We start from the raw sequence: 25,431 nt of genomic DNA on the forward strand, positions 1-25,431 counted from the left end.
GGCCCTCTCCCTCGTCAGTTCCCGTGACCGCCGTCATGCCCGTGGCCGCCTCTGCTCCCCTGGCTCCCGTGGGAGCCGTCGCCGAGGGCGGCATATTCCTCGGGCGTCATGGCGGGCAGCGCCTTCACGAAGGCGGCGATGGCCCAGAGCGTCTGGTCGTCATGGGTCGGGCCGAAGGCAGGCATTCCGGACATCTTGACCCCGTGCTTGGCGAGCCAGAAAACCTCTTCCGGCTTCCATTCGGCTGCGGCCTCGGTCAGGTGGGGCGGCAAGGGACGCATGCCCATCGCCCACTCGGCCCGTTCGACCCCCGGCCCGGCATGGCAGTGCTGGCACATCGCCTTGTACTCGGACGCGCCGGTTCCATTGGCGGTCGGGCTGAAGCCCTCGGGGATTTCGATGCCTTCGGCACGCTGCTGAACCGAATTGTGGAAAGTCGTGTCGAAGGCCCAGCGCGTGACGGAGGCGTGCTCCTCCGTCGCCGCGACATTGAACGCCCCTGTATAGACGACGAACAGCCCGGCGAGACCCATGAGCGCCAGAACACCGAGCGCGCCTGTCAGGACACCAATGATCGCTGGCTTCCCTCGTTTTGGAGATCGCCCCTTTTCCTCGTGGTCCATTGAGCTACAACTCCTTCGCTGTGTGATTTGCCGATTACAATCGTCTTGCTGCGGTCATGATCCCGTCGTCAGACGCGAGCACAGTCGTAGAGCCTGCGGGCCAACCTGTTTCCCGGCTGAGCTTCTTATTGGCGACCTAGCCTTGGCCAGCATCTTCCGGACAGCTGTCCGACTTGAACATTGCTGTCTGGCGCCCCTCAAGGCTGTCCTTGATCTTGAGCATCACAGTCGTGCGGAGCGGCCACAGTTCCCGTCTTCATGTGAGCACGGCACCGCTGGTCCTGACCATTTTAGCTGGCGGGACTGCTATTCGGCTGAACCCGCAGCCTCTATGGACCGCATGTGTGCTCTTGATCCGGGCCTGTGACGCGCCTGTAGGTCAGACGTGAGTCAGGGCTCCATTCAAACAGCCGTCAGGTGCGCCGAACGCGAAAGCGTGCGGCGTTAGCTGCGGGAGGAGGCTCTTGGAGGGTCCCCATCAGGAGCAGGCGTTAAGCCGGTGCCCAAGGCAGATGTCGGCCAGTCAAAATCATTCAGAAGGGGCTGAAGAGGATCCACGGCCATAACCGGCGGCAAAGCAGCGCCTACACAAATGCGAGCGCACTCTGCAAAAGCCATACAGCAGTGGTCTACGCCACCGTCACAGTTGTTGCTGTCAGCGGAAGTCAAGACCCTAAAGGGAGAAACGTCCAGGTTTTGGCCGGTGGCGGCCTGAAGCTCAAACCGGACCGATTTAACCTCGAGAGGATAGCTGACAGCAATCTGATCTTTACAGGCGTAGGCAGGCGACACCATCCCTATGCCAAGCACCAGGAAGGCAAACAACATCTGCATCAACTGCCTGAACCTGCACTGCATGGACCGGACCTCTGCGGCATCTTGGCTTTCCGAACAGATCTACTGCCGATAGGTTCCGCGTCGAAAACAATCCTTGACACCATGTCAAGGTTTCCAGGACTGCCAGCCAATCATTTCGGCGATTACTTCCTCTTTAGGCGGATGCTGACCATTAACGCGTTGCCAAGTGATCTGAATCAAGGCGGCACTGTCCAGGCGAACTCATCATGTCCCCATGTCGGCAGTGCCCGCCCAGGCTGATCAGGCCAAGGGCAATCTGTTTGTCATGCCAACATCGAAATGGGAGGCCGCCATGATAAACACCCATCCTGGAAAGCCTTGGTGGCGTGACGGAGCCATTCTGACTGCCGTCGTGTTCCTGGCTGTCACCGGATTTTTCCTGTGGGCGGAGCACCGCGCCCATCTTTTCGGTGCACTTCCCTATCTGCTGCTGCTGCTGTGCCCACTCATGCACCTGTTCATGCACGGTGGACATGGGCATGGTCACCGGCACGGGCGTACCCGCCGCGGACCCGATGCGGGAGAGCAGTCATGAGCGGTCACGAGGGGGCCTATGGCCATTGGGGATTGGCCGCGGTGAATGCCGGTGTCTTCATCTTCTTCGCCCTGAGCTTCGCCAAGCCGCGGACGACGCGCGATTGGCGTTCCTTCGGCGCATTCAGCGCCTTCCTGATGGCGCTATTTGCCGAGATGTACGGTTTTCCGCTGACCATCTACCTGCTTTCCGGCTGGCTGCAGACCAGCTACCCGAGCACAGATTGGTTCTCGCACGATGCAGGGCACCTGCTTGAGGAACTGTTCGGCTGGCGGGCAAACCCGCATTTCGGCCCGTTCCACATCCTGAGCAATATCCTCATCATGGGCGGCTTCATCTTGGTCGCGTCTGCCTGGAACGTGCTGCATAGGGCTAAGCGCCAAGGTGTGCTTGCCACGACGGGACCATACGCCCACATCCGGCACCCGCAGTACGTTGGCTTCATCCTTGTTCTAACCGGCTTCCTGCTGCAATGGCCGACGATCCTCACGGTAGCGATGTATCCGGTTCTGGTCGTCATGTACGTGCGTCTGGCCCGGATAGAGGAGCGCGAAGTGCGGGGCAGGGCGGGTGCGGAGTGGGACGACTATGCTACCCGAACCCCAGGCTGGTTTCCGCACCTGAGGGCGTTGCGCCAGTCGATCAACGCCCACCACGGCTCTCGATGATAAAGGGCGGGCCCGCCTTCGGCGATCGAGCTTCATGGTCTGGGCAGGACAAGGCAGAGATGAGCACTGCCATGTCGAAACGGCGGCCGGGATCGCGGACCACTCCTGCCACCCTCACCTTCCGGCAGGAGTACTGCGCTAATGGAACTGGATCTCCTGGCCCAGCTACAGATGGGCGCGAGGCAGGGAAGTAATGTTCTAAGGGGACGGTCCCCAGGAGTACTTGATCGAAGCCTGAGTGGGTCGATCCTGTTATGGGGTGCCCTCCAGCAGCGTGCCATAAGATGCTCGATTGCGAGCAGTCGTGACTGCTGCCGGTGCTCTGACGACGCTTATGCAGCCATTTCAGAACCTTCCTTGCTAAGGCGGCGGAACAGCGGCATACCGAAGCCAGCCGTAACTGGTCGGACAGCTACTGCCAATCCCCGACGCCGGTTGTTGAAGACGACTGCTCCGATGATTTGCAGCGGCCCTAATGCGGAGGTGGCCGGTTGTACGGCTGAGTCCAGCATCCGGAGTTGAGACCTCTGCTCATCCAGCACAATAGGAATGTCATCATGAATTTGCTGAATCTCGCCGCGGGTGCCGTGGCTCTGAGCTTGATCGCCGGTGGAGCCGTTGCGCATAACCATGCCGGAGACAAGCAGGACGATTCCCACCATGGTATGCACCAGAACATGGGTCATGACGATAAAGCCGGTGCTGAGGGGCATGGCCACCATGACGTGGTCGTCGGCACTGGAACAGTGAAGGGTTTGGATGCAGCCAAGGGTACCGTGAAACTCGCCCATGACCCGATTCCGGCCCTGAAATGGCCCGCAATGGTCATGGACTTCAAGGTCGCCAAGGATGTGGACTTAGGCAGCCTGTCCGCAGGGCAGCAGGTCGAGTTCGCACTTGGCCAGGACAGACCGTCACCTCCATCAAGCCGAAGGGCTGACGGCCCGTTACCGCCCCGGTTCCTGAGCATCCGGGACCAGGTGCCGCGGGCAAAGCCCGGTACCTGAAGCATGTCGACCTGGATCGAGGATTGCCGCGGCCCATCGTTTTCTCCGGTTCAGAGGTCGGCCATGCCACCCGCCGGACTTGAACCTTTGGGGAAGCCGCCTTATGTTCCAGAGGCGTCTCTCGCACGTAAGAGGCCGTCAGATCGTGAGACTCGGTCGGGTACTGTTCCTGTTGATCGCCTTTATGGCACTCGCGGCGGCTCCGGTCCGTGCCGCGATGGTTGACCATGCCCATATGGCGACCCAGGTTCCGGCGTCCCTGTCGCACGAACTTGATCACGGCCATGCTGCGACCCTCGTTGAGGCGGCCGAGCAGTGCAGCGACGAGGCTGGGCAGGACAATACTGATAAATCCCATGCTTCCAAGGGCGGCTGCTGCTTGGCTTGGTGTGCCGTCGCTGCTCTCCCGGTGGCGTTCAGCAGCCTGAGCACTCCTGAACCGCACAAGACCCGCGAGCCCCTGGAGAACACCACAGGGCCGACCGGTACCTTGTCTCCGCCGATCCGTCCGCCGCGCGCGTGACCGCTTTCGGTCCTTAGACCGAACCGCTCACGATTCGAGCCGCCTCGCATGGCGGTTCGATCCCTCGCGCCTTTGCAGACGGAACCAACATCATGACCATCCGTTTCCGCGCCCTCTCCGGCGCCCTATTCGCTGTTTCCACCCTCGTCTTGATCCCCGCCGCGATGGCCGCCCAGGGCCATACGCCAGGGGATGCCGTCGGGCAGACCGCCAAAGCGACCCAGGCCACCCGCACGGTCGAGGTCGAGATGGGCGACATCTTCTATGAGCCCGCGTCCATCCAGGTGAAGCCGGGAGAGACGGTGCGCTTCGTCGTCAAGAACACCGGCGAACTCCTGCATGAGTTCAACATCGGCACCGCCGCCATGCACGCCGCCCACCAGAAGGAGATGGCGATGATGGCCGAGCACGGGATGCTCACGCCCACCGGCATGAACCACGACATGAAGAACATGGACCATTCCAACATGCCGGGCATGGATCATGGCGCAATGGGCGACATGAAACATGACGATCCCAACAGCGTCCTCGTCGAACCCGGCAAGTCCGCCGAACTGACCTGGACGTTTCCCGAAACCACCACGCTTGAGTTCGCCTGCAACGTCCCGGGCCATTACGAGGCCGGGATGGTGGGCAAGATCGACTTCAGCCGCTGACGGAGGCGACCATGCACCAACAGAAAGCCGCGCTGTCCCGCCGGGATGCCCTGAAGCTGGCGGGGGCTGCCGGAGTTGCCGGGTACCTGACCATCTACCCCGGCCGCCGCAGCTTCGCCTCGTCCGACCAGGAATACGAGCTCCTGGTGGAGAACACCCGCATCACCATTGATGGCGAGACCACGGCCGCCATTTCCATGGGCGGCTCGATCCCGGCCCCGACCATGCGTTGGCGCGAGGGCCAGGAGATCGTCGTCCATGTCACCAACCGCATGGACGAGCCGACCTCCATCCATTGGCACGGTCTGCTCATCACCGGCTTCATGGACGGTGCGCCCGGCTTCAACGGCTTCGATCCCATCCAGCCGGGCCAGACCTTCACCTATCGCTTCACGCTCCGCCAAGCCGGGACCTACTGGTACCACAGCCATTCGGCGTCGCAGGAGCAGGAGGGGATGTACGGCGCCATCGTGATCGAGCCCGCGGGCCGCGATCCGATCCGCGCCGACCGGGACTATGTCGTCCTGCTGTCGGACCACACCGCCGATAATCCGGAGACGGTCCTGCGCAAGCTGAAGGTCAGCGAGGGCTACTACAACTACGAAAAGCGCACCCTGCTGGACTTCTTCCGCGATGTCCGGGAGGACGGCTTCAAGACCGCCTGGTCCGACCGCCGGGCCTGGGGCCAGATGCGCATGGACCCGACCGACCTGGCCGACGTGACCGGCTACAAGTTCCTCGTCAACGGCAAGGGCCCCAGGGACAACTGGACGGCCCTGTACAAGCCCGGCGAGCGCGTGCGGCTGCGGATCATCAATGGCTCGGCCATGACGATCTTCGACCTCCGCATCCCCGGGCTGCCGATGACCGTCGTTGCCGCCGACGGCCAGAACGTGCTGCCGGTCAAGGTGGACGAGTTCCGGTTCGGGGTGGGCGAGACCTATGACGTCATCGTGAACCCCACCGAGGACAAGCCCTTCACCTTCTTCGCGGAGTCCATCGACCGCACCGGCTATGCCCGGGCGACGTTGGCGACCCGTGAGGGCATGGAAGCTGAAATCCCCGACATGCGGCCGCGCGCCATCCTGACCATGGAGGATATGGGCATGGATCATGGTGCCATGGGACACGGCGGTATGGACCATGGCGCAGCACCTACGGGCGCCATGGCGGGCGGAGCCAAGCCTGCAATGGACCACTCTGCTATGGGGCACGGGGCCAGCAGCATGGACCACTCCACCATGGCGGCCGGAGCCATGGACCATTCGGCCATGGAAAACGGGTCGGCTCCCATGGATCATTCCTCGATGGGGCATGGGGCGGCGGATCACAGCGCCATGAACCACGGCGCCATGGACCACTCAGCCATGGGCCATGGCTCGGGTGGGATGGACCATTCGGCAATGGGACACGGAGAGGCAGCCCAGGGTGCCATGGATCACGGTGCCATGAATCATGGGGCCATGAACCATGGTGCGATGAACCACGGCTCCGGCGGCATGGATCACGCATCCATGGGGCACGGTTCGGCCGGAACCGACCACGCAGCCATGGGCCACGGTGTTGAGGCCGGTGCTGCCGACAAGGAAGCCGTCGGCTGGGCGGACGCAGGCACCCCGCCAGGTGCGAAGGCCCTGTCCTATGCTGACCTAAAATCACTTACGAAAAACGAGGATCTCCGGGAGCCAACACAGGAGATCGAGGTCAGGCTGACCGGCATCATGGAACGGTACATCTGGACCCTCAATGGCCAGAAGTTCGGCCACGGCGACCCGATCCGGGTGAGCTATGGCGACCGTGTCCGGATCAGGTTCGTGAACACCACCATGATGGCGCACCCGATGCACCTGCATGGCATGTTCATGGAGGTCGAGAACGGCCAGACCGACCGCAGGCCGAGAAAGCATGTCGTGCTGGTGCCGCCCGGCAAGACCACGTCGGTGGTGCTGACGGCGGACGAACCGGGTGAGTGGCCGTTCCACTGCCACCTGCTCTACCACATGGCCTCCGGCATGATGACGCGCTTCATCGTCGAGCCGCGCACGGCGAGCCTTTGAGGCGGGAGAAGAACAATGCGTATGTTGAAGGGTAGCCTCGCGGCCGCCGCTGCGGTGGCCACCGCCTTGACGGCTTCGGTCGGCGTGGCCCAGACGGTCGAAGTCGATCAGGCCCAGGACTTCCATGAGGAGCCATTGCTGTGGACCGTGCTGGTCGACCGGCTCGAGCACCGCTGGCAAAACGGCGAGAACTCCGTGAACTGGGAAGCCGAAGCCTTCGTCGGCGGAGACTACCAGAAGATCTGGCTGACGACGGAAGGCGAGAAGCCGGTCGATGGTGCCGTGGAGGAGGCCGAAATCCAGCTTCTCTACAGCCGCATGATCGGCGACTTCTGGGACGTCCAGGCAGGCATCCGGCACGATGTCCGCCCGCAGCCGCAGACCACCTACGCGGTTCTCGGCCTCCAGGGGCTGGCGCCCTACTTCTTCGAGGTGGATGCCCAGGCCTTCCTCAGCGAGGACGGTGACCTGACCGCCTCGGCCGAGGCGGAGTTCGACCTGTTGATCACGCAGAAGCTGATCCTGCAGCCGGTCGCGGAGGTGAATTTCGCCCTCCAGGATGTCGAGGAGTTGGGTATCGGCGCCGGGGTCAGCGACATCGGGCTGGGGCTGCGGCTCCGGTACGAGATTGTTCGAGAGTTCGCGCCCTATGTCGGCATCCAGTGGGAGCGGCAGTTGGGCCAGACCGCGGACCTCGCCCGGGAGGAGGGCGAGGATCCGGACGTCTTCTCAGTGCTGGCTGGAATCCGCTTCTGGTTCTGATGAAGATGAGTGGCGGGGCCGCGGCGCCGCCACTCTCTACACAGAGACTGGGGCGGCTTTATCCGCTTGGCCGAGTTTCATGCCTGTAATCGCCCCTAGTGCGGGCACTCATTTGAGGAGTTTGAGCCATGCGCTCCCGTAAAATGTTGGAATTGATCGTCCTCTTCGCCGTATTCACGACCGTGTGGTTCGGGTCAATAAGTAGCTCCTTCGCCCACTCGGATAAGGAGCGGGTAACGCCGGAGGCGGGCAGCATCATCCCAACTTCACCCCCGGCAATCACAATGAGCTTCTCAGCGCCGATGCGGATCACCTTGTTTACCTTGACTGATGCTTCAGGACGTGACTTCAAGGTCGAGAGAACCGACAAGATGACCCCTGTAAAAGAGTTTAGCGCAACGCCTGAGAAGCTCCCGCCGGGCAGCTATACGGCCAAATGGCGCGGCATGTCAGCTGATGGGCATGCGATGGAGGGTTCCTGGAACTTCGAGGTCCAGTAACGTGCTTGCAATGATCCTAACGCTCGAATGGGATGCTCTGTTAATCGCCAGGATCTTGGCTAAAGCAGTGACCTATTACGCGTGTCTGGCAGCAATCGGGACTGTACTCTTCAGGGTCCTGCATAAGGCTGCTGCGCATGAACAAAAAAGGTTTCTGTGCACTTGGCTCAGGATGTCTGCCGTAGTTGCCCTGGCTGCCACGGCATCGGCTTGGGCGCTTGATGTTCAGTGGCTGTTCGGGGATCTGATGGCGGTCCTGCAGGACCGGGCCATGCTGGCTGTTTCGTTGCAGTCCGATTTTGGTAACGCGGTGCTTATTCGGGCGCTAGGACTTCTGCTGCTTCTCTGGCCGGGTTGGAACAGGACTGGACATCTCATCCAGTTTGGGGGCGCATTGCTCGTGCTCTTCTCCTTCACCCTGGTTGGCCATACTGTCAAAGAACCACGCTATCTCATGGGAGCAGGGATTCTCATCCATCTCGCGGCCTTGGCTTATTGGATTGGTGGTCTTGCGCCTATCTTCAGAGCGCCACGAATAATGGGTGCACAGCAGGGCGGACGACTTGTGGAAGGCTTTGGAAGAAACGCTGTGATTGCTGTTGGCGCTGCTGTGGTGACGGGCAGCCTACTGATTTGGGGCATCACCGGTCGATTCCTCCTGCCTACAACAAGTGCCTATGAAAACTTCCTAGTATTGAAGCTGTTGGCATTCTCCGGAGTGATGCTGCTTGCTGGTCTGAACAAACTGGTCCTGACGCCGCGCTTGGTGGAAGGCCAATCCAAAGCTGCCCGTAGCCTCAGGATCAGCATAGTATTCGAGGCCAGCATCATTGCTTTCGTTTTGTTCGCAATTGCAGCAGCGACAACGGTAGGATGGCCGTGAAGCCGTTCCTCAGACTATTGTTCACATAGAAAATCTCAGAATCTGTCCGAGATCATTTCGTTTTCTGGCAGAGCTTTTGCAGCATCAGCCGAATTGATGCCCACCGCAGGAACGCCAAGGCTGTCTTGTTGAGGTATACCCAGTCCTTGGCCAATCGGCGGCATCGGTTGAGTCAGCCGATAGATATTTTGATTACCCACCGGCGTGGCAGCACGGTGACCTCCTTCGCCGTGCCCGACCGTTTGACAAGGTCTACATCAATTTGACGCAGGACCTGCCGCAAGGCGTCCTGGAATTGCGGCCCCTGATAGCCGCTGTCGGCGTAGAGCTTGGGCAGGAACGGGAACATCCCGAACAGGAAGTGGCGATGACCAGTTCCCTGCCCCGTCCCGATCCTGGAAATAGGCTGCATGGACGACGGCGTGCAGCAGCAGGCCCTGGGTATCTACGAGGAGGTGGCGCTTCTTACCCTTGATCGTCTTGCCCACATCGTACCTGTGCGGCTCGATCGAGCGCCCCCTTTTTCAGTGCTCTTCACGTTCCGGCTGTCGATGATCGCGGCGGTCGGAGCGGCCGCGCGGCCCTCTTGATCACGCGATCAGACATAGAGGGAATGGTGCGGCCGATCCAAGGGTGCCGTCGTGGGTTCAGTCCCGGAAACAGCCGTGAACCGTGCTGTGCGCCGGAGGTTTCTTCGGCAGGGCGCGCCACTGGCAGCCCGTGTCCCAGCACATACATCTGGCCATTCACGACCGAGCGCATGTCCACGGTTCGCTCGCTGCCTCCGCGCCGCGCGAGAAATTAGCGGAGCCACCAACGCCCACTCCGCGTCCGTTAGGTCGGTCGGATAACGAAGATGGCTGCGGTCATACAAACCACGGTTTGCGCTCGTCCACATCTCGAAGGGCCCGCATCGGTGAACACAGGCCACTGAATCACACCCAATTTATATGTCTGACCATGTTGTCGGACAGACACTTACATTGCCGATGTGAATTGACATTTCTCTGCGTGAGCTCGCATATGTTCTTTTCAATATTTGCCCGATTTATGCGAGGTAATGGATATCTTGCGGCCGGGCAAATGATGCGACCTGCATCGACGTCGTAATCTAACAGTATGTCCCCAGGACAAGGTGTTAAGCGGCGTATCGCGCGGCTAATTCCGTTGAAGGGCAGGGCCCGGTGGCTCCGGCAGTCCGTCAGCTGTTGGCCTAATTCTTGGGCTACACATTCGTCAGCGGTAATAATCCCAAAATGCCAATCTTACAACGGATCCCTAGTTCCCAAGTTGCAGTTAGATCGGCCTAACTCCAGCATCGAACACCAGTCTCTTGGTGGCGACCCCTTATCCGCACAGGAGAAGCACCTTCAAAATGACGTAGGAAGCGGCTTTCACTCTGCATTTCACCCTTACGAGATGCATTGCCATAATCAGATTTCGCAGATATCTGGTGGCGGCTCCTATTCCATGGACCTCGACACCGCCTTGATCATCACCGGTCCCTAAAAGGGCTGAAGTACCGTCGGAGTTGCCAGAATCTGTGGATAGCAAGGGCCAACTGTATGGCAAGCGGCATCTATCGCGAGTGAGGGGTGGGTGGCCGCAGTATCGACATCTAAGAAGACGGGAGGGTGGCAGTGGCGTCGTCATCCTCCCGTTTTGATGCTCAGCCGATCAAGTCAACTCCTGTGGCTTGGATACCAACAGTGCTCACCGGATCGTCCCGGAAGATATAGTTCGATCCCTGGAGGCCGGGCGTGTCTTCATAGGTCCCCTCAGGAGCATCGTCCGCTTCGAACATGAAGTCATCTTGAGCCATTTGACCAATGGTCAGGTTAGCCAAGAAAACCGAGCCCACTACCGGTCCCGTATCCAATTGCGTGTTCCAGCTGACCAGCACACCTGCCATGTCGTCCCGTGTGGTTTCGGAGACGGTAACCTGTTCAGCGGTCAGATTACGGAACGCAATGTGGTCAAAGGATCCCTGTCCAGCATCGAAGCCGTTGATAATCACGTCATTGCCGCTGTCGGGAGAGACGATGAATGCGTCGGCTCCATCGCCGCCATCCAGGATGTCGTCACCCATGCCGCCCTCAAGCATGTCGTGACCGGCACCGGCATGAAGGCGATCACTGCCTTCCTCGCCCATGAGGCTGTCGGCCTGTTCGCCACCGTGGAGCTCATCATCGCCCATGCCCCCCATCAGGTGATCTTGCCCGGCATCCCCCACCAGGGTGTCGTTTCCCCCACTACCGAGGAGGTCATCGTTTTCCGCTCCACCCGCGAGGTGGTCGTCGCCCGCCATGCCGATGAGGAAGTCCCGCTCGGCAGTTCCCTGGAAGGTGTCGTTTCCATCCTGGCCAACCCTGACCAGGAACTCGTCGAATTGGAAACGTTCGGCTGGCTCATCGTCGGCCGTGAAAACAGGTGCGGTCGCCGCGTCACCCTCGTCTATGATGAACTTTACGGCTGTGACTTGGCCTGAGTCAGGGCTTGTCGGCTGAATAACTTGGCGATCATCGGCAAACATGAAGTCCGCTTGGGAAAGGTCGCGCTTGAAGACGTTCTCGAGCAGAACCGAACCTTGGTTTCCGTTCCAACTGATCAGCACACCGGCCTCGGTGTCCTCGAAACGCAAGTCCTCCGGCGCGATATCGCGTATTGCTAGGTGATCGAGCAGCGCGGGTCCCGCGACGAAGTCCTTGATGACGTCGTGCCCGCTGTCGGGCGATACCACGAAGGCGTCACCACCAAGGCCACCCACAATAACATCGTCGCCCGGCCCCCCCTCCAGATCGCCGTGCCCGACACCCTCGTCTAGGCGATCGTCTCCTATCCCGCCCGTGAGGTCGTCAGCCTCGGCACCGCCTTCCAACCGGTCCATGCCCATGCCGCCGTCCAGGTGGTCCATGCCCGCGTTATCGACCAAGCGATCGTTACCCGCACCGCCCACGAGATCGTCAGCCAAAGCGCCGCCGGTAAGCCGGTCGTTGCCGTCACGTCCGAAAACGAGGTCCATGATGCCTGCACCCGGAAATTGATCCCCGCGGGCACTGCCGATGTAGAGACCAATGTCGTCGAACGTAGCTCGCGTCGTAGCTCTGGCTTGGGTATTCTGGCTGTGGGACATTGTACCTCCTTACCACTTACTAAAGTCGTGTGCGCTGAGTTGGCATGCAGCGCCGTGTGCCTGTTTTGAAGGCAGGTGCCCAACCAGAGACTCTGGAAGAAGGTTCCTCCGACCCCAATGCTATAGTCGTGTGCCGGTCTGACAGGCCTATCCGTGGCGCCGATGTACGCCGCATGCCGCTGGATAGCAGGCCTCTGAGGGATATTTTAGCCGAGGTTTAGTGGTTTACGCGGCATCATTTGTATTCCGGGCCACAGCTGCACCATGTCATTGGCAGCCATATCTGAAACGCATGATAAGAACTCACTCAGGTCGGGAAATGCTATTTTCGGCAAGCCAGTAAACCCGCGATTGAAGGGGGAGGGTACGATATCAGCCTCTTCATCCTGCATATGCATCTGGTTGACGCTCGGCGAGTGCCAGCGTTGCAAACTTGCTGAGTCCTACTCAGGGGAGGCGCTAAGCGGCAAATTCAAATTCCTGCGACAGCAAGAAAGCCCTCGTTATATGAGTGGCCTGGGTTGCAGCTGGTTTCAGTCTGCTCGGAAAACCGACGAATGGCCAGGAACCTTGCACTGATCAAAGAACCAAAGGCTCAGTGGCCTCCTGGAGGCGGTTAAGCTGTCAGGGTGCCTGGCCACTCACGGCGGGCGGATCAATGACTGTGTCCCAGACTGACTGGAGCCGAGAAAGTCTCATGCCTAAGCCGCAAAGCGCCAGATCTGCAGTACCAGCCTTCAGGCGAGTACCAGGAATTCCCCTCTTGACCTTCCAGTTACTGGTAGGACCACCTTCTCCTTCATGACCGGATGGCGGCGATCCTTGCCCCGGTGCCGATGACGAGGAGAGATTAAGATGAAGCTGAAAGTGTCCGGTATGACCTGCGGCGGTTGCGCGAAGTCCGTGACCCGCGCAGTCGAGGCACTGCCCTCTGTGGAACGTGCGCTCGTCGACCTCAAGGCCGGTGAGGTGACCGTTGAGGGTGCAGCCGATGAGCGTGCCGTCCGGCAGGCCATCGAGGATGCCGGATTCGAGGTCCGCGGCGCAGCGTAACCACATCGCAGCGGGTCCAAGGGGTGGAACGGCGTGGGCCGCTCCGCCCCTTCTTATTTGCGACAGCCGAGGCCGGTGATCCCTCTTGACCTTCCAATTGCTGGAAGGTCCATCTGTAGGGGCAGCTTGAGAGAACGGGAGGGCCACATGGCCTACATAGCTGCACAGGACCGGTCCACCTCGGCCGGGCAGGTTGCTGCCGAGATCGACATCGCCATTGCCGGGATGACATGCGCCTCCTGCGTGGGGCGGGTCGAAACGGCGATCCGCAAGGTGCCCGGGGTGACCGACGTCGCGGTGAACCTCGCAACCGAAAGGGCGCGGGTGGCATTCGACGCTGCCAACCCAAATACCCAGGACGTCATCGACGCCATCAGCAAGGCAGGGTACGAGCCGTCCACAGTTGAATTCGACCTTCGGGTCGAAGGGATGACTTGCGCCTCGTGCGTGGGGCGGGTGGAAAAATCATTGAGGAGGGTACCCGGCGTTACAGCGGCGACTGTCAACCTGGCGATCGAGCGCGCCCATGTCACGGGCCATGGAATCAGTGCCCAGGCTTTAGTCAACGCCATCGAGAAGGCAGGGTATCAGGCAAGTCCGGTGACCAAGGAGCAGACCGCCACGGCGGCGCCGGACGAGGCGAACGACCGCAGTCGCCGCGAGTTGCGGCACGTTCTTATCGGTGCGCTCCTGTCGACGCCGCTTGTGGTTGGCATGGTCGGCGACCTGCTCGGGTTCGACATGATGGTGCCGGGGTGGATCCAGTTCCTGCTGGCCACACCGGTGCAATTCTGGCTGGGTGCCCGCTTCTACAAGGCCGCTTACAAGGCAGTTCGTGCTGGCGCCGGAAACATGGACCTGCTGGTGGCCCTCGGCACCACGGCAGCCTGGGGTCTGAGCACCTGGACGCTCTCCACGACAGAGCACGCAGGGCATGTTCCGCTCTACTTCGAGGCATCGGCCGTGCTGATCACCTTCGTGCTGCTGGGCAAGTGGCTGGAGAGCCGGGCCAAGGGCCAGACAGCCGCCGCCATCCGCGCCTTGATGGGATTGCGGCCCGACAAGGCCCGTGTCCGCCGGAATGGCGCCGAGGTCGAGATACCTGTCGCAGAGGTTCGGGTCGGCGACCTCGTCGTCGTCCGCCCGGGAGAGCGGATGCCGGTGGACGGCCAAGTGGTCGAGGGCACAGGCAGCGTCGACGAGACCATGCTCACGGGCGAGCCGCTGCCGGTTGAGAAGGACCTCGACGCCAAGGTGACGGGCGGCTCAATCAATGTCGACGGCCTGCTGGTGGTGAGGACGACCGCGGTCGGCTCCGAGACCATGCTGTCGAAGATCGTGAGGCTGGTCGAAGGGGCGCAGGCATCCAAGGCACCGATTCAGCGCACTGTTGACCGTGTCAGCGCCGTCTTCGTGCCGGTGGTGCTGGCGATCGCTACGGTGACCTTTGCCGCTTGGTGGGGTCTGACCGGCAGCGTTGAAGCTGCGATCATCACGGCCGTCTCGGTCCTCGTCATTGCCTGCCCCTGTGCTCTTGGCTTGGCCACGCCGACCTCGATCATGGTGGGGACAGGAGCCGCGGCGCGGCACGGCATCCTGATCAAGGACGCCGAGGCTCTGGAGCGGGCGCATGCGGTCACGGCAGTCGCGTTCGACAAGACTGGGACCCTGACCGAGGGCAAGCCCCGCGTCACCGCGATCGTTCCTGCGTCCGGCTTGGATGAGGCAACGGTGCTCCGCACTGCTGTCACGCTCCAGCAGGGCAGCGAGCATCCGCTGGCGCACGCAGTGCGCGATCGGGCCGGTACAGCTGGTATCGCACCCATAACCTTGACGGACTTCAAGGCTCTGGCCGGGCGCGGCGTCTCGGGTCGGGTTGGCGAAACGGCCGTCGTGTTCGGGGCGAAGCGGCTGATGATGGAGAACGGATTGAGCGACGCCGTTCTGGAAGCCGAGGCTGCCGCCCTGGAGGCGTCCGGGCGTACGGTCTCCTGGATGGCGGAACTGGCTCCCGCAAGACGCGTGCTCGGCCTCATTGCTTTCGGCGACACGGTGAAGGCATCCGCGCGGGAGGCCATCCGCAGCTTGCACGATCAGGGCATTGAGGCGGTCATGGTTACCGGCGACAGCAGAGGCGCGGCAGAGGCTGTGGCGCGGGAACTCGGTATCGACCGGGTCTTCGCCGAAGTCCTGCCGGGCGACAAGGCCGACGTCATGGCGGCTCTGAAGCGCGAGGGCAAGGTCGTGGCGATGGTCGGCGACGGCATTAACGATGCACCGGCGCTGGCAGCCGCCGACGTTGGCATCGCCATGGCCACCGGCACCGATGTGGCCATGCACACGGCAGGCGTCACGCTGATGCGGGGCGATCCGATCTTGGTCGGCGGCGCCGTGGATGTGTCCCGGCGTACCTATGCCAAGATCAAGCAGGGGCTGTTTTGGGCCTTCATCTACAACGTGGTCGGCCTCCCGCTGGCAGCACTCGGATTTCTGAGCCCGGTACTGGCTGGGGCTGCGATGGCCCTGAGCTCTGTGAGCGTGGTTCTGAACGCGCTGACGCTCCGGGGATGGAAGCCCCGGGCCGCGGGTGGAGGTCGCACATGAACATCGGCCAGGCGGCCAAGGCGGCCGGTATTAACGCACGACTTGTTCGCTATTATGAGGGCATCGGCCTGATACCGGAGGCGGAGCGAACCGCCTCCGGGTACCGGGTCTATACGATCCAGGACGTGAACATCCTCCGTTTCATAAAGCGCGCCCGGAGCCTTGGTTTCAGCATCGAGCGTATCCAGCATCTTGTCGGCTTGTGGCAGGACAGGAGCCGGGCAAGCGCGGAGGTGAAGCGGATCGCGTTGGAACACGTGGCGGAGCTCGATGCCAAGATCGAGGAATTGCGATCAATGGCCCGGACGCTCCAGGAACTCGCAGATACCTGCAACGGCGACCATCGGCCGGACTGCCCCATTCTCCATGACCTTGCAGGCGGATTGCCCAGCCCGCCCGAGGCTGCGGCGGAGACAAACGGTGCAACTTCCCGGTAAGCCGCGCAGCCCATACGTTCCGACAGCAGTAGGCGCACTGACCCGCTGCAGGTAGATCAGACCGGTGCAGGATCCTGTGCCGGTCTGTTACTTGCTACCTTGCTGAGAAGTGCCTTTTTCATCCTTCATCTTTTCCAGCGCCGTGCCGAAGCCCCCCGGAGCATCCTTCAGCGCCTCGCTTCGGTCCTGGATGTCGGAGGCACGATGCCCTTCACTTCCGGCTGTAGGATGCCGTGGAGGCGTCTGCCCCTCAGCTTTGCTAGAAGCAGATCCACCGGTTTCGTGCCCGTCTTGTGATGTGTCTGCGACCATCGGCCTCTCCGTCGTTCCAGGGTCCGGCCAGGTCTTGCCGGTTCCGACCAGTCCAACCGTCCTCTTTTAGACGGAGTTCCGGGCTGCGGTTGTCTAGCTGTCTGTGGATTAGATACTAACGGCGGTTTCAGGCTCCCCTGATCGCGGTGCCGCGGACAAGCGGGCGGCACCCGTTGCGCGAGGAGGCGAACCCTCATGGCGGTACAAATCATATTAGCTGCAGCACGACGATGCTGAGCAGCAGGCCCGTTCCAATCACGAGGCCAACCAAAACAAGGTCTGCTCGGGTCCGCTTCCAATCCGGACGTCGGCGACGCGCTGCCTTCTCGACCGCCGCGGGTCGGGCTATACGGCCGCCATCCCTGGCGAGGATGCGGCGGCGTTCAGTGCGTGAGGGCCGATCATTCCGTCCCAATAGTCGCCCCGCTTGTAGAGTTGCCACACCCCATCAATGCACCGTTAGACAAGTATCCTGTAGTAAATTCCGGCTTTGGCGTGGTTGGCCTGAGTCGGGGATACCCAGAAGACGACGGTCGCAACCCAGAGCAGGCCAACTGCCACAGGGATGACGACCTGCCACCGAAGTGGATGAAGAGGGCATTGAGCAGCGGCATCAAGGCAACAAACACCAGGTTCATCTTATAAAGCTGCAGGTCTTGGATCGGCAATTTCACCGCTTTTGATGGCAGGAAGGCTACTGTCATAGTTACGGCCTGGGTGTCGATATAGAGCCCCCCAGAATGTCGAGTTGCCTCGGTTTTGAAGAATCCGGTCCCGGAATGGCGCTGTTTTCGAGGAATAGAGTAGTCGGGCGCGCTGCACATCGTTTCAGCACCCGAAAAAGGGGTGGTGCGCGCTTGATGTTGCTGATCGTTCAGGTATCTACTAGGTTGGTGGTTAGATCGTGGAAGTAAGAACCGGTGGTTCCTATTCCGGGGCTGAATTGGGTGAGGCTTATGCCTGAGGTTCACGCCTCAATCGATCTCGCCTCCGTCGCCCTCTATGCTTCCGTTCGGATAGGCGCACCGCCCTTTTATTCCTGACGCGCCTGACTTGTGCAATAAGGCGATAATCCTGGGAACACTCATGTGTATTTGGACAAAAATGTGTCCTAATACCGGCTCAGGCGGAATTGCAATGTATTCACAACCTGACCTCCTTTGATCCGGGAGCTTACGGGCCTCCTGAAGCGCGGGGACGTGCCATGACCGTGGTGGGTTCGTACAAAGCGCAATCAGGCTCCAGCTGGAGCAAGGCTGATTCCGCAATGGATATGGCTGCCGCGACTGGTTCGTCAGCAGCGCCGTACAGCGTGCCCAAGCAGTTCCCGCTCGCAGCCCTCGCGGGCCATGCCGTATTCGAGATCACCCGCATCGGAAAGTTACTAAGAAGCCGACTGCAATGGTGGACGAATCTGGACGTCTCACGAGATCGGCTCTGGGGTACAGATATTGGCGGCACCGACATCGCCGATGTTCCCGCCCGCTCCCAGCTTCAAGCCACCCAGGACGCGATGGTTGCCCTGCCACGGGACCTCCGGGACGCGCTGACACTCGTCTGCGTGGATGGCCTCAGCTATCGGCAGGCGGCCGATCAACTGGGCATTCCGGTGGCCGCCCTGAACAGCCGTGTTGCCCGCGCCCGCGCCATCCTGGCCGAGGAACTAGGACTTCTCCCGCGACACCAAGAGCTTGATTGCCGTGGAACCGACGAGGGTGATCCGCCTGCATAAGCAGTGAAGTCCCGCCGGATTGCCATGCCTGTTCACCGCCCCCTCTCGGGTCACGGGCAGTGGTTCACCGCGACGCTGAGGAGATGGAGGCTTGCAGGAACCAGGGCCCGAAGGCTCCGGCGGGCGAGGAATGGATCAGCGATCACCAAGCTGACAATGGCCGCATGATTTAGCGCCCGGTGCGCGTGGCCCAGGTAGACGCAAACGGGCCGACCCCACGCCCATGGGGTCGGCCCAGCTTCACTCAATGCTCCTGCATGAAGGTGAGCAACTGCTCGGTCTGGCAACTGCCGAGGCAATAAAAGGTTCCCAACCCAACGACTGACTTCCTCTGAGTCCGTCAATGGACCCGTCGGGCAACGGTCCAGCGGGCCACCTCAGCTTCGGCTCGGTCGGCCGGAACATCAGGATGTTGCAGGCGATAGATAAACAGCGCCGCCTCGACGGCGTGCCTCTCCGGAGCCCCGGATGTCTTCATCTCCGTGAAGGCCCGCTCAACTGCGGATCGACAACACATGATGGCCTCCGTGGTACAGGTCTATACGTCCATATGGTCCAGCAGGATTTTGGTGCTGATCGCCACGAGGCCAAGGCCGCCGACCAGTTCGGTGCGACGGCCCAGCCTAGCGCCAACGGCTCCGCCGACCAAGCAGTTACCAAGCTCCGGGAGAAGGGATAAAAGCCGGATGTCATTGTCGCGGATTATCGGCCGAAGGAGGGGCGGTCCGGGACGGAGGCTATCCTCCGGGTCTGGGACGTTGCTGGAGCCGAGGTGCCGGGCGTCGTTCTACCGGCAAGGAAGGGGCCGAAGCTCATCGCGAGGCAGCACGGCACAGCCTCGCATAAATCCATAAGTTGGTCACGCCGTGCCGCCTGGGGGATTCGATCGCGACGCTCTGCCGAAGCGAAGATGGCTCTGCATGTCGTTATTCCCGCCCCATGACGGCACGAAGGACTGCGACGACCCGTGCCGTCAGCCCGCATCCTCGGCTGCGGCTCGCTCCGGGATGATCTGTTCCAGGTCGCTGTTCCGGTACCGGGGCTGCATCACGATGAACGGCGCGGACCAGGTCAGAGACATGGACGAAGGCTTGCAGCCTGGCACGGGCGTCCGGGTTGCGCTTAAGCTCCGCCTCGACAAAGGCTGTATCTTCCGGGCCGAGCTCCCCGTCGGCGTAGGCCGCCAATAAATCATCAGTCAGAATTTCTCCAGCCATCCCGCCGCACCTTCAGCCAAGTGCCAACCCTCCTGAGCAATGGCTCACCGCCAGCAACAGTGCGCTAAAGGCAGCAGCAGGCTTGTCTTACATTCGACACAGGCCCAACCACTTTTGGGATCATTCCGCTTGATCCTATTCAGAGATAGGCAGGCTCACGGCAGCCCAATACCGCCGAAGTCGCTGGGCTGCTGGTGCTGTGCAATCCACCTTCGCCCGGGTCTCTAGAACGCAGAGTTGGTTCCGAGTGTTCGGTCCTGTGGTGCGTTTTGCCAATTCTGCAACAACATGTCGGCCGCCGTACGGCCGACCGCTCCGCGATACCGTCGCGCCAGCTTCCGTAATGCCCGGCGCGCGCTCTTAATGCGGGTCCTGACGTGATGGGGTGGACGGCCCCTGACCCAGCAAGAGTGCTGTGTGATGATATGGCTGTCGAGGAGCCACGTCTAAAGGAGCCGTCCCATGCAGGGTGTGACCACGGTCGGGCTCGATCTGGCCAAGAATGTCTTTCAGGTCCACGCGATTGATTCCGCGGGAAAGGTGCTGGCGCGCCGCCAACTCCGCCGCGCCGAAGTCTTGAGGTTTTTCTCGGCCCTGCCGCAGTGTCTCGTCGGCATGGAGGCCTGTGCATCGGCCCATCATTGGGCGCGGGAGCTGGTGGCATTAGGCCACGAGGTCCGCCTGATGCCGCCCGCTTACGTGAAACCCTATGTAAAGCGCGGCAAGACCGATGCCGCGGACGCGGAGGCGATCTGCGAGGCGGTAACGCGTCCGACCATGAGGTTCGTCGCGGTGAAGACGGTGGACCAGCAGGCGGTGCTGATGCTGCATAAGACGCGCGACCTCCTGGTGCGGCAGAGAACCATGCTGGTCAATGCCCTGCGGGGGCACCTGGCGGAATACGGGGTCGTGCACCGGCAAGGGGCCGTCGGTGTGGCCGCCGCGATCCAGGCACTGCACGAGGCCAGGGATGCCTTGCCCGAACTCGCGCGGGACGCGCTGCACACCCTCGCGGACCAGCTGCGCGGCCTGTCAACTGAGATCGAGCGCATGGAGGCCCGGATTGTTGCTTGGCACCGGGGCAACGAGACCAGCAGGCGTCTGGCCACGATCCCGGGAATCGGCCCGATCACAGCGTCCGCCATTGCGGCGGCGGTGCCCGACGCCTCCCTGTTCCGCTCCGGGCGACAGTTTGCGGCGTGGCTGGGGCTGACGCCGCGCGCCCACAGTTCCGGTGGGAAAGAGCGGCTTGGCGGCATTAGCAAACAGGGCGACGGGTACCTGCGCCGCCTGCTGGTCGTCGGCGCGACGGCGATGGTCCGGCTGGCGCGCAAGAATGCCGAGCGCCAACCCTGGTTGGCTAGGTTGCTGGGACGCAAACCGGCCAAGGTCGCGGCGGTGGCGCTCGCGAACAAGATGGCGCGTGTCGCCTGGGCGGTGACGACGCGCAAGGAGGTCTACGCGGCTCCAGCCGCGTAGCCAGGGGCTGTTCCGGCCTTTCCCTTCCAAGGTCGGGGCGGTGGTGCGGGGTGGTGAGTGTTGATGACGGACCGGTCACGGCCGGGGATCGGGAAAGCCCAGGGGAGCACGGCGCCTTCGAGCGCGATGACGTGATTAGGGCCCCGATCCGCGGATTTCATCAGGGCCAGCAGCCATCGGCGCTGCGCGAACAGGCCGAACACATGGATGCACCCGACCGGTGCTCATCAGGCGAAACCCCTTGCGCCACAGGGGCCGTCCACACATGTTTTCTCCTTCCAGCAGCAGGTGAGCTCCAGGATGAAGAGGTGACGGAGCCCTTGAGCTCCGTCCAAAGCACGGTGATCAACACTCAGATGGATAGACGCCGAGAACCGCGACAAGGAGACCGGCCGGTTAGTCCGGTGTAGAGTACTGGTCCATGAGCGCTTGGTAAGTCCCATCTGCACGGATGGCTGCAAGGCCTGCATTGAAATCGGCCGCGATGGAGGCCTCACGGAATGCCGCCGACCGAGGCGTTGGGGTGAAGAGCGGGTGAACCTTCCACTCCTTCCAAACGCCCATTGCCGCCATCGCCATTCGGAGATGATGCAACAGAATGCGCCGATCCCCGATGATCACATCGGTGCGGTCGTGAACTAGAGGGAGGGCCTGGCGGTCCTGATGACCTTCCTCGTGATAGGCGGCAAAGCTGGAAACCGCGTTGGCGAAGAGGGCCCCGAGTGCCTTGCGCGCACGCTGGAAGGCGTTGACCCGTAGCCCTGCCAGATCCGCCATTGAAGCGATGCTCAGCTGCCGGTCGGCCAGTGTGATCGCGACGTTGTGGTAGACGAGATAGGGCTCGCTCAGCGTGAATTGCGTTCCTTCCAGCGAAACAGCTGGTGCGATTGCATCCACGGCTGCCCGGTACAATGCCTGTACGAGGCGCGCATTCGGCCCGAAATAGGAAATGATCTCATGACCCGGCACCCGCATGGCCGCGGCGATGATTTCGTATTCCAAGCCGGAAACACGGCTGTCGGCGCCGACCTCCACCAGAGGGGCGGCTGGCCTGAAGCCGAATGGAACACGCCGCTGGCTTGCTGCTCCGGATGCGTCTGGGTGCAGCAAGGCTGCGGTGCCCAACCCGATGACCATAGCTCGTCGCGTGACCATATTCTGCATTCGGCCGAGACCACTCCTCCGAGCCTACCGGCGGCGCGTTGAGTCCTACAGAGGACGTCAATTGAGAGGCATGCCGGTCTTGTGCGACGCGCAGGCGCTCACCCATGGTGAACATACTACGTGAATATGGGCCAATCTGCCTAAGACAGGTTAATGGTGATGCACCCTTAATAGCGTCCTGCCTCAAATCCGGGATTTGGCCGATTGAATGGAAATGAGACAATGGGCGACACCTCTCTCGCCAGCGAGCCAGTGATACGATTGGGCGCCTTCCTGGGCGTCTTCACCGCCATGGCGGCCTGGGAAATGTTCGCTCCACGCCGACAGCAGGCCCATGGCCGGGGGCTGCGCTGGCCGAACAACCTCGGCATTGTCGTGGTCGACACGGTGCTGCTGCGGATCCTGTTCCCCACCGCGGCCGTTGGCATCGCCATCCTCGCCCAGGAGCGCAGCTGGGGCCTGTTCAATCTGGTCGAAGCTCCCAACTGGCTCGCCGTGCTGGCCTCGGTCCTGTTGCTCGACCTCGCCATCTACCTTCAGCACCGGCTTTTCCATGCGGTACCCGCCCTTTGGCGCCTGCATCGCATGCACCATGCCGACCTGGAGTTCGACGTCACGACTGGCCTGCGCTTCCATCCCGTGGAGATCCTGCTCTCCATGGCCATCAAGCTGGTGGTGGTCGCGGTGCTCGGCGCTCCGGCGGTGGCTGTTGCACACGCACAAGGCCGGCCGTTCCAATGTCGGCCAACTGGGCCGGGATCATAGCGCACATGGCGAAGCAGGACATGCCGTTCATTGCCTGGCACGATCCGGACTGGTCATCCTGGTGGGCAGATCCCGGCTGCTCGGCATCAGTGTCCTGGGCAGCTGCCTGGGACACTGATGCCATATCAGCCGTGGAACTGCAGGGCACAGTCATCGGGGCGGCCATTGCAGGCGTAGCCGTCGCGGCAGCTCCAGTGGCATGCACCAGAGCCAGGACAAGCATCAGGCACAAGCCAACAGCACGCCGCAGCCGATGGCGCGCGCTGATCATGTTGCTGTGCAGGGCTTGAATCCTCATAGCGCCTAAGATAGTGGGCGGCAGCCACTTTGAAAAGTGTCGTGGTTGGGAGCGCCCAGGTGCAGGGTTCCGTTGCGTAAGGAAGAGGCGCTGCAGATGACTTTCCGCGCGACATTCTCACCCGCCCGGTACGAGGGCCGGATACGGTTTCAAGGGACCTTGAAAAAGGGGCTTGAAAAGTCCTCTCAGCAGATCGATCTTAAGGACATGCGCGCCATGACCCGCATATTCGCCGTGATCGCTGTCCTTGTGATGGCCATAACCGGCGTTGGATCAGCCTCCGGACAGGTGGCGATGGCGCACGCATATTCCGCACAGTCAGGTTTGCCCACTGCGCCAAGTGCCGGGACGTCTGTCGACGAAGCTTCGGCGCTGCAGTCCGGAAAGATGGCCGAGCAGGCTGCTCATTCCGGCCCCTGCACGGACAACCAGATGTCGCTGGCCGACTGCATCGGTGTCTGCGCACCAGCATCCGTTCTTCCGGCTGCGAGCACCTTCCAGCGGGCATCCCTGCCCGTCGACCGGATCATCATGAATGATCCTGTGCGCGGTGCTGACCGCCAGCCCGACCCCTATCCCCCCCGATCCGATTTGGCCTGACCGCACCGGGCAAACTCCGCTCGTACCGCGGCTCGTGGCCCCCGGTCTTTGCTGCTGATCTCTTTCTTCGGTGCCTGCTCCTGCAAGGCGTGCCTGAAAGCTCTGGGATACAGCTGAAGTCCGCGTGGCCCTATCTGTGGCCCTGAGGAGGGCAGACCTCCTCAAAACGGATTGGATTCTCACATGAGTATCTCTTGCCAGACCGCCTCTAGAAAGGCGGAGGCCGGGTGTGGTGAACGCACGCCCTCCAGCCGGATCCTCTTGATTGGTGGCGGGGCACTCACCGTCGGCGCGCTCGCCCTAGGTTGGCCTTATCTGGCTGCAGCTGGACTCGTTCCGCTGGTCCTTAGCGTGCTGCCCTGCCTGGCCATGTGCGCGCTCCATCTCTGCCGTCGTCCGGGTGCCAAGCCGGAGGATGCGGCCAGCACTGCCCTGAATGGCGGGCAAGGCTAGACCCACCGACCCGCTGTCCGTTGGCCTGCCCCGATCCGCTCCATACCGCTGCGGAACGGGTCAGCGGCACCGCCCGAAAGCAACCCCCGATTCAAAGGATTTAGCCATGCGTACCAACCGTATCGCCATCTCTCTTATCGCTCTCACAGCTACACTCGCTGGAGCCGGCCTGGCCCAGGCCAAAGGCCAGAGGGAGCCCTTTGCCAATGCCCGCGAGCGGGCAGAGGCTACCCAGGATGCTCAGGCCACTGCGACCACGTCATCCGGGGCAATGCCGCAGACCGAGGCGCACAGCGCTGAAGGTCACCACGGAATGATGATGGGAGGCATGGGTCAGGGCCAGATGGGCGACATGATGGCCATGATGGAACACTGTCAGGCCATGATGAAGGACATGCGTGGCTCCGACAGCGGTGGAACGCCTAGCCCCGACGCGTCGAGCGGCCGCTAAGCCGCACAGGGGCGGGGATGAACTCCGCGCCGCCATTCACCAATCCCAAACGGTCAAGTCATGCCCGCAGATGCGGAACTGACTTGGACATGATTACAGAAAGCGGCTGCAGGCAGCGCCGGGCCGCAGCTTTCCAACCCTGGACGCGCTTGCAAAGCGGCGCGTCAAACAATCGCAAGGACATCAAACATGCGCACCACCCTCATTGCTTCTGTCGTCGCCCTGTTCGCCGCTGCCGGTGCTAGCCAGGCGCTCGCGGCACCTCCTGCCGCAACGGCCGCACAGATTGAAGTCTCGATCCCGTCTCACGTGACCGGGGCAGCGCGCGAACAGGTCCTGGACTTGCTTAGCAGTGCCCAAATTGCCGAAACCAGCGGAGATGACGTCCTGGCAAGGAGCTGGCGCCGACTTGCCCTCGCCGAAATTGCTACGGCTTCAGGCGACGGGGCGGATACCATCGCAAACAGCCAGACCGCCCGCATGCAGAGTATGGATCACCAGCGGATGATCAATCTGACAGCCGCGATGAAAGAGTGCCACGCGATGATGGCAGATATGCACGGTGCTGGCGCTAACGCCAAGCTGAAGCCGGCGAGCTAAGTTCAGAAGGGGGCGGGAAGTAGTCCCGCCCCCTTCATTCATTCAGACACAGGCTCAACCG

Annotated in this window: 25 protein-coding genes and 2 pseudogenes; 19 read left to right on the plus strand and 8 right to left on the minus strand. The window is 61.8% G+C overall.

Features of this window, described 5'->3' with window-relative positions; all coding sequences use genetic code 11:
- Positions 1–14: 14 nt before the first annotated feature.
- A complete protein-coding gene (locus DOL89_RS24255) occupies positions 15–623 on the minus strand; it encodes a c-type cytochrome (RefSeq protein WP_119681931.1) in 609 nt (202 codons plus the stop codon).
- Between the two features lie 624 nt (positions 624–1,247).
- Here DOL89_RS24255 and DOL89_RS25320 point away from each other — a divergent pair.
- The 3 genes from DOL89_RS25320 to DOL89_RS24270 are packed head-to-tail and all read left to right on the plus strand — an operon-like array spanning position 1,248 to position 2,684.
- Positions 1,248–1,721, plus strand: coding sequence for a hypothetical protein (locus DOL89_RS25320; protein WP_162937877.1), 474 nt, complete (start codon positions 1,248–1,250; stop codon positions 1,719–1,721).
- Between the two features lie 52 nt (positions 1,722–1,773).
- Positions 1,774–2,016, plus strand: a complete 243-nt coding sequence (locus DOL89_RS24265; RefSeq protein ID WP_119682021.1) for a DUF2933 domain-containing protein — start codon at positions 1,774–1,776, stop codon at positions 2,014–2,016.
- Entirely contained in the window at positions 2,013–2,684 is a 672-nt protein-coding gene (locus tag DOL89_RS24270) for a methyltransferase family protein (RefSeq protein ID WP_119681933.1), read from the plus strand. The genes DOL89_RS24265 and DOL89_RS24270 overlap by 4 nt, the downstream gene beginning before the upstream one ends.
- A gap of 332 nt (positions 2,685–3,016) precedes the next feature.
- Here DOL89_RS24270 and DOL89_RS25770 read toward each other — a convergent pair whose 3' ends face one another.
- Complete coding sequence (locus tag DOL89_RS25770; RefSeq protein ID WP_225890126.1) at positions 3,017–3,475, minus strand: hypothetical protein; 459 nt, start codon at positions 3,473–3,475, stop codon at positions 3,017–3,019.
- Between DOL89_RS25770 and DOL89_RS26135 the strand changes: the two genes are divergently transcribed.
- The 7 genes from DOL89_RS26135 (at position 3,362) to DOL89_RS24305 (ending at position 9,072) form a co-directional block, all read left to right on the plus strand.
- Positions 3,362–3,691 (plus strand): copper-binding protein, encoded by a 330-nt coding sequence (locus DOL89_RS26135; protein WP_225890120.1) that lies wholly within the window; start codon positions 3,362–3,364, stop codon positions 3,689–3,691. The two genes, DOL89_RS25770 and DOL89_RS26135, sit on opposite strands and share 114 nt — an antisense overlap.
- Positions 3,692–3,794: 103 nt before the next feature.
- A complete protein-coding gene (locus tag DOL89_RS24280; protein ID WP_119681935.1) occupies positions 3,795–4,214 on the plus strand; it encodes a hypothetical protein in 420 nt (139 codons plus the stop codon).
- Positions 4,215–4,306: 92 nt separating this feature from the next.
- Positions 4,307–4,870, plus strand: coding sequence for a cupredoxin domain-containing protein (locus DOL89_RS24285; RefSeq protein ID WP_205574748.1), 564 nt, complete (start codon positions 4,307–4,309; stop codon positions 4,868–4,870).
- A gap of 11 nt (positions 4,871–4,881) precedes the next feature.
- Complete coding sequence (locus DOL89_RS24290; protein ID WP_119681936.1) at positions 4,882–6,927, plus strand: copper resistance system multicopper oxidase; 2,046 nt, start codon at positions 4,882–4,884, stop codon at positions 6,925–6,927.
- Between the two features lie 15 nt (positions 6,928–6,942).
- Positions 6,943–7,689 (plus strand): copper resistance protein B, encoded by a 747-nt coding sequence (locus DOL89_RS24295; RefSeq protein ID WP_225890101.1) that lies wholly within the window; start codon positions 6,943–6,945, stop codon positions 7,687–7,689.
- Positions 7,690–7,817: 128 nt separating this feature from the next.
- On the plus strand, positions 7,818–8,189 hold the full coding sequence (locus tag DOL89_RS24300) for a copper resistance CopC family protein (RefSeq protein ID WP_225890102.1): 372 nt from the start codon (positions 7,818–7,820) through the stop codon (positions 8,187–8,189).
- Between the two features lie 10 nt (positions 8,190–8,199).
- Positions 8,200–9,072, plus strand: a complete 873-nt coding sequence (locus tag DOL89_RS24305) for a copper resistance D family protein (protein WP_225890121.1) — start codon at positions 8,200–8,202, stop codon at positions 9,070–9,072.
- A 52-nt stretch (positions 9,073–9,124) separates the two neighbouring features.
- On the opposite strand, the pseudogene DOL89_RS24310 reads toward DOL89_RS24305, so the two are convergent.
- Positions 9,125–9,970 (minus strand): annotated as a pseudogene (locus tag DOL89_RS24310) (IS5 family transposase).
- Positions 9,971–10,741: 771 nt separating this feature from the next.
- On the minus strand, positions 10,742–12,205 hold the full coding sequence (locus DOL89_RS25920; protein WP_119681939.1) for a calcium-binding protein: 1,464 nt from the start codon (positions 12,203–12,205) through the stop codon (positions 10,742–10,744).
- 855 nt (positions 12,206–13,060) lie between these two features.
- On the opposite strand from DOL89_RS25920, the gene DOL89_RS24320 reads away from it, so the two are divergent.
- The 3 genes from DOL89_RS24320 to cueR all read left to right on the plus strand — a co-directional run bounded on the left by DOL89_RS24320 (position 13,061) and on the right by cueR (position 16,299).
- Positions 13,061–13,258, plus strand: a complete 198-nt coding sequence (locus tag DOL89_RS24320; RefSeq protein WP_205574749.1) for a heavy-metal-associated domain-containing protein — start codon at positions 13,061–13,063, stop codon at positions 13,256–13,258.
- A 147-nt stretch (positions 13,259–13,405) separates the two neighbouring features.
- Positions 13,406–15,862: a heavy metal translocating P-type ATPase gene (locus DOL89_RS24325; protein ID WP_119681941.1), complete on the plus strand. Its 2,457-nt coding sequence runs from the start codon at positions 13,406–13,408 to the stop codon at positions 15,860–15,862.
- A complete protein-coding gene (cueR, locus tag DOL89_RS24330; protein WP_119681942.1) occupies positions 15,859–16,299 on the plus strand; it encodes a Cu(I)-responsive transcriptional regulator in 441 nt (146 codons plus the stop codon). The genes DOL89_RS24325 and cueR overlap by 4 nt, the downstream gene beginning before the upstream one ends.
- An 87-nt stretch (positions 16,300–16,386) precedes the next feature.
- Here cueR and DOL89_RS25410 read toward each other — a convergent pair whose 3' ends face one another.
- Complete coding sequence (locus DOL89_RS25410) at positions 16,387–16,611, minus strand: hypothetical protein (RefSeq protein WP_205574750.1); 225 nt, start codon at positions 16,609–16,611, stop codon at positions 16,387–16,389.
- Positions 16,612–17,815: 1,204 nt separating this feature from the next.
- Here DOL89_RS25410 and DOL89_RS24335 point away from each other — a divergent pair.
- On the plus strand, positions 17,816–18,343 hold the full coding sequence (locus tag DOL89_RS24335; RefSeq protein WP_119681943.1) for an RNA polymerase sigma factor: 528 nt from the start codon (positions 17,816–17,818) through the stop codon (positions 18,341–18,343).
- Positions 18,344–18,881: 538 nt separating this feature from the next.
- Here the strand turns inward: DOL89_RS24335 and DOL89_RS25790 are convergent.
- Both DOL89_RS25790 and DOL89_RS25325 read right to left on the minus strand, forming a co-directional pair.
- Positions 18,882–18,992 (minus strand): manganese efflux pump MntP family protein, encoded by a 111-nt coding sequence (locus DOL89_RS25790; protein WP_225890103.1) that lies wholly within the window; start codon positions 18,990–18,992, stop codon positions 18,882–18,884.
- A 277-nt stretch (positions 18,993–19,269) separates the two neighbouring features.
- A complete protein-coding gene (locus DOL89_RS25325; RefSeq protein ID WP_162937879.1) occupies positions 19,270–19,560 on the minus strand; it encodes an anti-sigma factor family protein in 291 nt (96 codons plus the stop codon).
- Positions 19,561–20,022: 462 nt separating this feature from the next.
- On the opposite strand from DOL89_RS25325, the gene DOL89_RS24340 reads away from it, so the two are divergent.
- Positions 20,023–21,039 (plus strand): IS110 family RNA-guided transposase, encoded by a 1,017-nt coding sequence (locus tag DOL89_RS24340; RefSeq protein ID WP_119681944.1) that lies wholly within the window; start codon positions 20,023–20,025, stop codon positions 21,037–21,039.
- Between the two features lie 396 nt (positions 21,040–21,435).
- Here DOL89_RS24340 and DOL89_RS24345 read toward each other — a convergent pair whose 3' ends face one another.
- A complete protein-coding gene (locus tag DOL89_RS24345) occupies positions 21,436–22,203 on the minus strand; it encodes a substrate-binding periplasmic protein (RefSeq protein ID WP_119681945.1) in 768 nt (255 codons plus the stop codon).
- Between the two features lie 222 nt (positions 22,204–22,425).
- Between DOL89_RS24345 and DOL89_RS24350 the strand changes: the two are divergent.
- The 4 genes and pseudogenes from DOL89_RS24350 to DOL89_RS24370 all read left to right on the plus strand — a co-directional run.
- Positions 22,426–22,914, plus strand: a pseudogene (locus DOL89_RS24350) (sterol desaturase family protein); the annotation flags it as partial.
- Between the two features lie 424 nt (positions 22,915–23,338).
- On the plus strand, positions 23,339–23,866 hold the full coding sequence (locus DOL89_RS24355; protein ID WP_162937880.1) for a hypothetical protein: 528 nt from the start codon (positions 23,339–23,341) through the stop codon (positions 23,864–23,866).
- 559 nt (positions 23,867–24,425) lie between these two features.
- Positions 24,426–24,770 (plus strand): hypothetical protein, encoded by a 345-nt coding sequence (locus DOL89_RS24365; protein WP_119681949.1) that lies wholly within the window; start codon positions 24,426–24,428, stop codon positions 24,768–24,770.
- Positions 24,771–24,959: 189 nt separating this feature from the next.
- Positions 24,960–25,370 (plus strand): hypothetical protein, encoded by a 411-nt coding sequence (locus tag DOL89_RS24370; protein WP_119681950.1) that lies wholly within the window; start codon positions 24,960–24,962, stop codon positions 25,368–25,370.
- Positions 25,371–25,431: the final 61 nt, after the last annotated feature.

This window comes from Indioceanicola profundi, assembly GCF_003568845.1.
Taxonomy (GTDB): domain Bacteria; phylum Pseudomonadota; class Alphaproteobacteria; order Azospirillales; family Azospirillaceae; genus Indioceanicola; species Indioceanicola profundi.

Excerpts from the sequence above, each read along its gene's own strand:
- DOL89_RS24320 (WP_205574749.1), top strand. The coding sequence starts at position 13,061 with ATGAAGCTGAAAGTGTCCGGTATGACCTGCGGCGGTTGCGCGAAGTCC.
- DOL89_RS24280 (WP_119681935.1), top strand. The coding sequence starts at position 3,795 with ATGTTCCAGAGGCGTCTCTCGCACGTAAGAGGCCGTCAGATCGTGAGA.
- DOL89_RS24255 (WP_119681931.1), bottom strand. The coding sequence starts at position 623 with ATGGACCACGAGGAAAAGGGGCGATCTCCAAAACGAGGGAAGCCAGCG.
- DOL89_RS26135 (WP_225890120.1), top strand. The coding sequence starts at position 3,362 with ATGGGTCATGACGATAAAGCCGGTGCTGAGGGGCATGGCCACCATGAC.
- DOL89_RS24285 (WP_205574748.1), top strand. The coding sequence starts at position 4,307 with ATGACCATCCGTTTCCGCGCCCTCTCCGGCGCCCTATTCGCTGTTTCC.
- DOL89_RS24270 (WP_119681933.1), top strand. The coding sequence starts at position 2,013 with ATGAGCGGTCACGAGGGGGCCTATGGCCATTGGGGATTGGCCGCGGTG.
- DOL89_RS25410 (WP_205574750.1), bottom strand. The coding sequence starts at position 16,611 with ATGGTCGCAGACACATCACAAGACGGGCACGAAACCGGTGGATCTGCT.
- DOL89_RS25770 (WP_225890126.1), bottom strand. The coding sequence starts at position 3,475 with ATGGGCGAGTTTCACGGTACCCTTGGCTGCATCCAAACCCTTCACTGT.
- DOL89_RS24340 (WP_119681944.1), top strand. The coding sequence starts at position 20,023 with ATGCAGGGTGTGACCACGGTCGGGCTCGATCTGGCCAAGAATGTCTTT.
- DOL89_RS24290 (WP_119681936.1), top strand. The coding sequence starts at position 4,882 with ATGCACCAACAGAAAGCCGCGCTGTCCCGCCGGGATGCCCTGAAGCTG.
- DOL89_RS24265 (WP_119682021.1), top strand. The coding sequence starts at position 1,774 with ATGATAAACACCCATCCTGGAAAGCCTTGGTGGCGTGACGGAGCCATT.
- DOL89_RS25920 (WP_119681939.1), bottom strand. The coding sequence starts at position 12,205 with ATGTCCCACAGCCAGAATACCCAAGCCAGAGCTACGACGCGAGCTACG.
- DOL89_RS24325 (WP_119681941.1), top strand. The coding sequence starts at position 13,406 with ATGGCCTACATAGCTGCACAGGACCGGTCCACCTCGGCCGGGCAGGTT.
- DOL89_RS25325 (WP_162937879.1), bottom strand. The coding sequence starts at position 19,560 with ATGGCTGGAGAAATTCTGACTGATGATTTATTGGCGGCCTACGCCGAC.
- DOL89_RS24370 (WP_119681950.1), top strand. The coding sequence starts at position 24,960 with ATGCGCACCACCCTCATTGCTTCTGTCGTCGCCCTGTTCGCCGCTGCC.
- cueR (WP_119681942.1), top strand. The coding sequence starts at position 15,859 with ATGAACATCGGCCAGGCGGCCAAGGCGGCCGGTATTAACGCACGACTT.
- DOL89_RS24300 (WP_225890102.1), top strand. The coding sequence starts at position 7,818 with ATGCGCTCCCGTAAAATGTTGGAATTGATCGTCCTCTTCGCCGTATTC.
- DOL89_RS24295 (WP_225890101.1), top strand. The coding sequence starts at position 6,943 with ATGCGTATGTTGAAGGGTAGCCTCGCGGCCGCCGCTGCGGTGGCCACC.
- DOL89_RS24335 (WP_119681943.1), top strand. The coding sequence starts at position 17,816 with ATGACCGTGGTGGGTTCGTACAAAGCGCAATCAGGCTCCAGCTGGAGC.
- DOL89_RS24365 (WP_119681949.1), top strand. The coding sequence starts at position 24,426 with ATGCGTACCAACCGTATCGCCATCTCTCTTATCGCTCTCACAGCTACA.
- DOL89_RS24345 (WP_119681945.1), bottom strand. The coding sequence starts at position 22,203 with ATGCAGAATATGGTCACGCGACGAGCTATGGTCATCGGGTTGGGCACC.
- DOL89_RS24305 (WP_225890121.1), top strand. The coding sequence starts at position 8,200 with ATGATCCTAACGCTCGAATGGGATGCTCTGTTAATCGCCAGGATCTTG.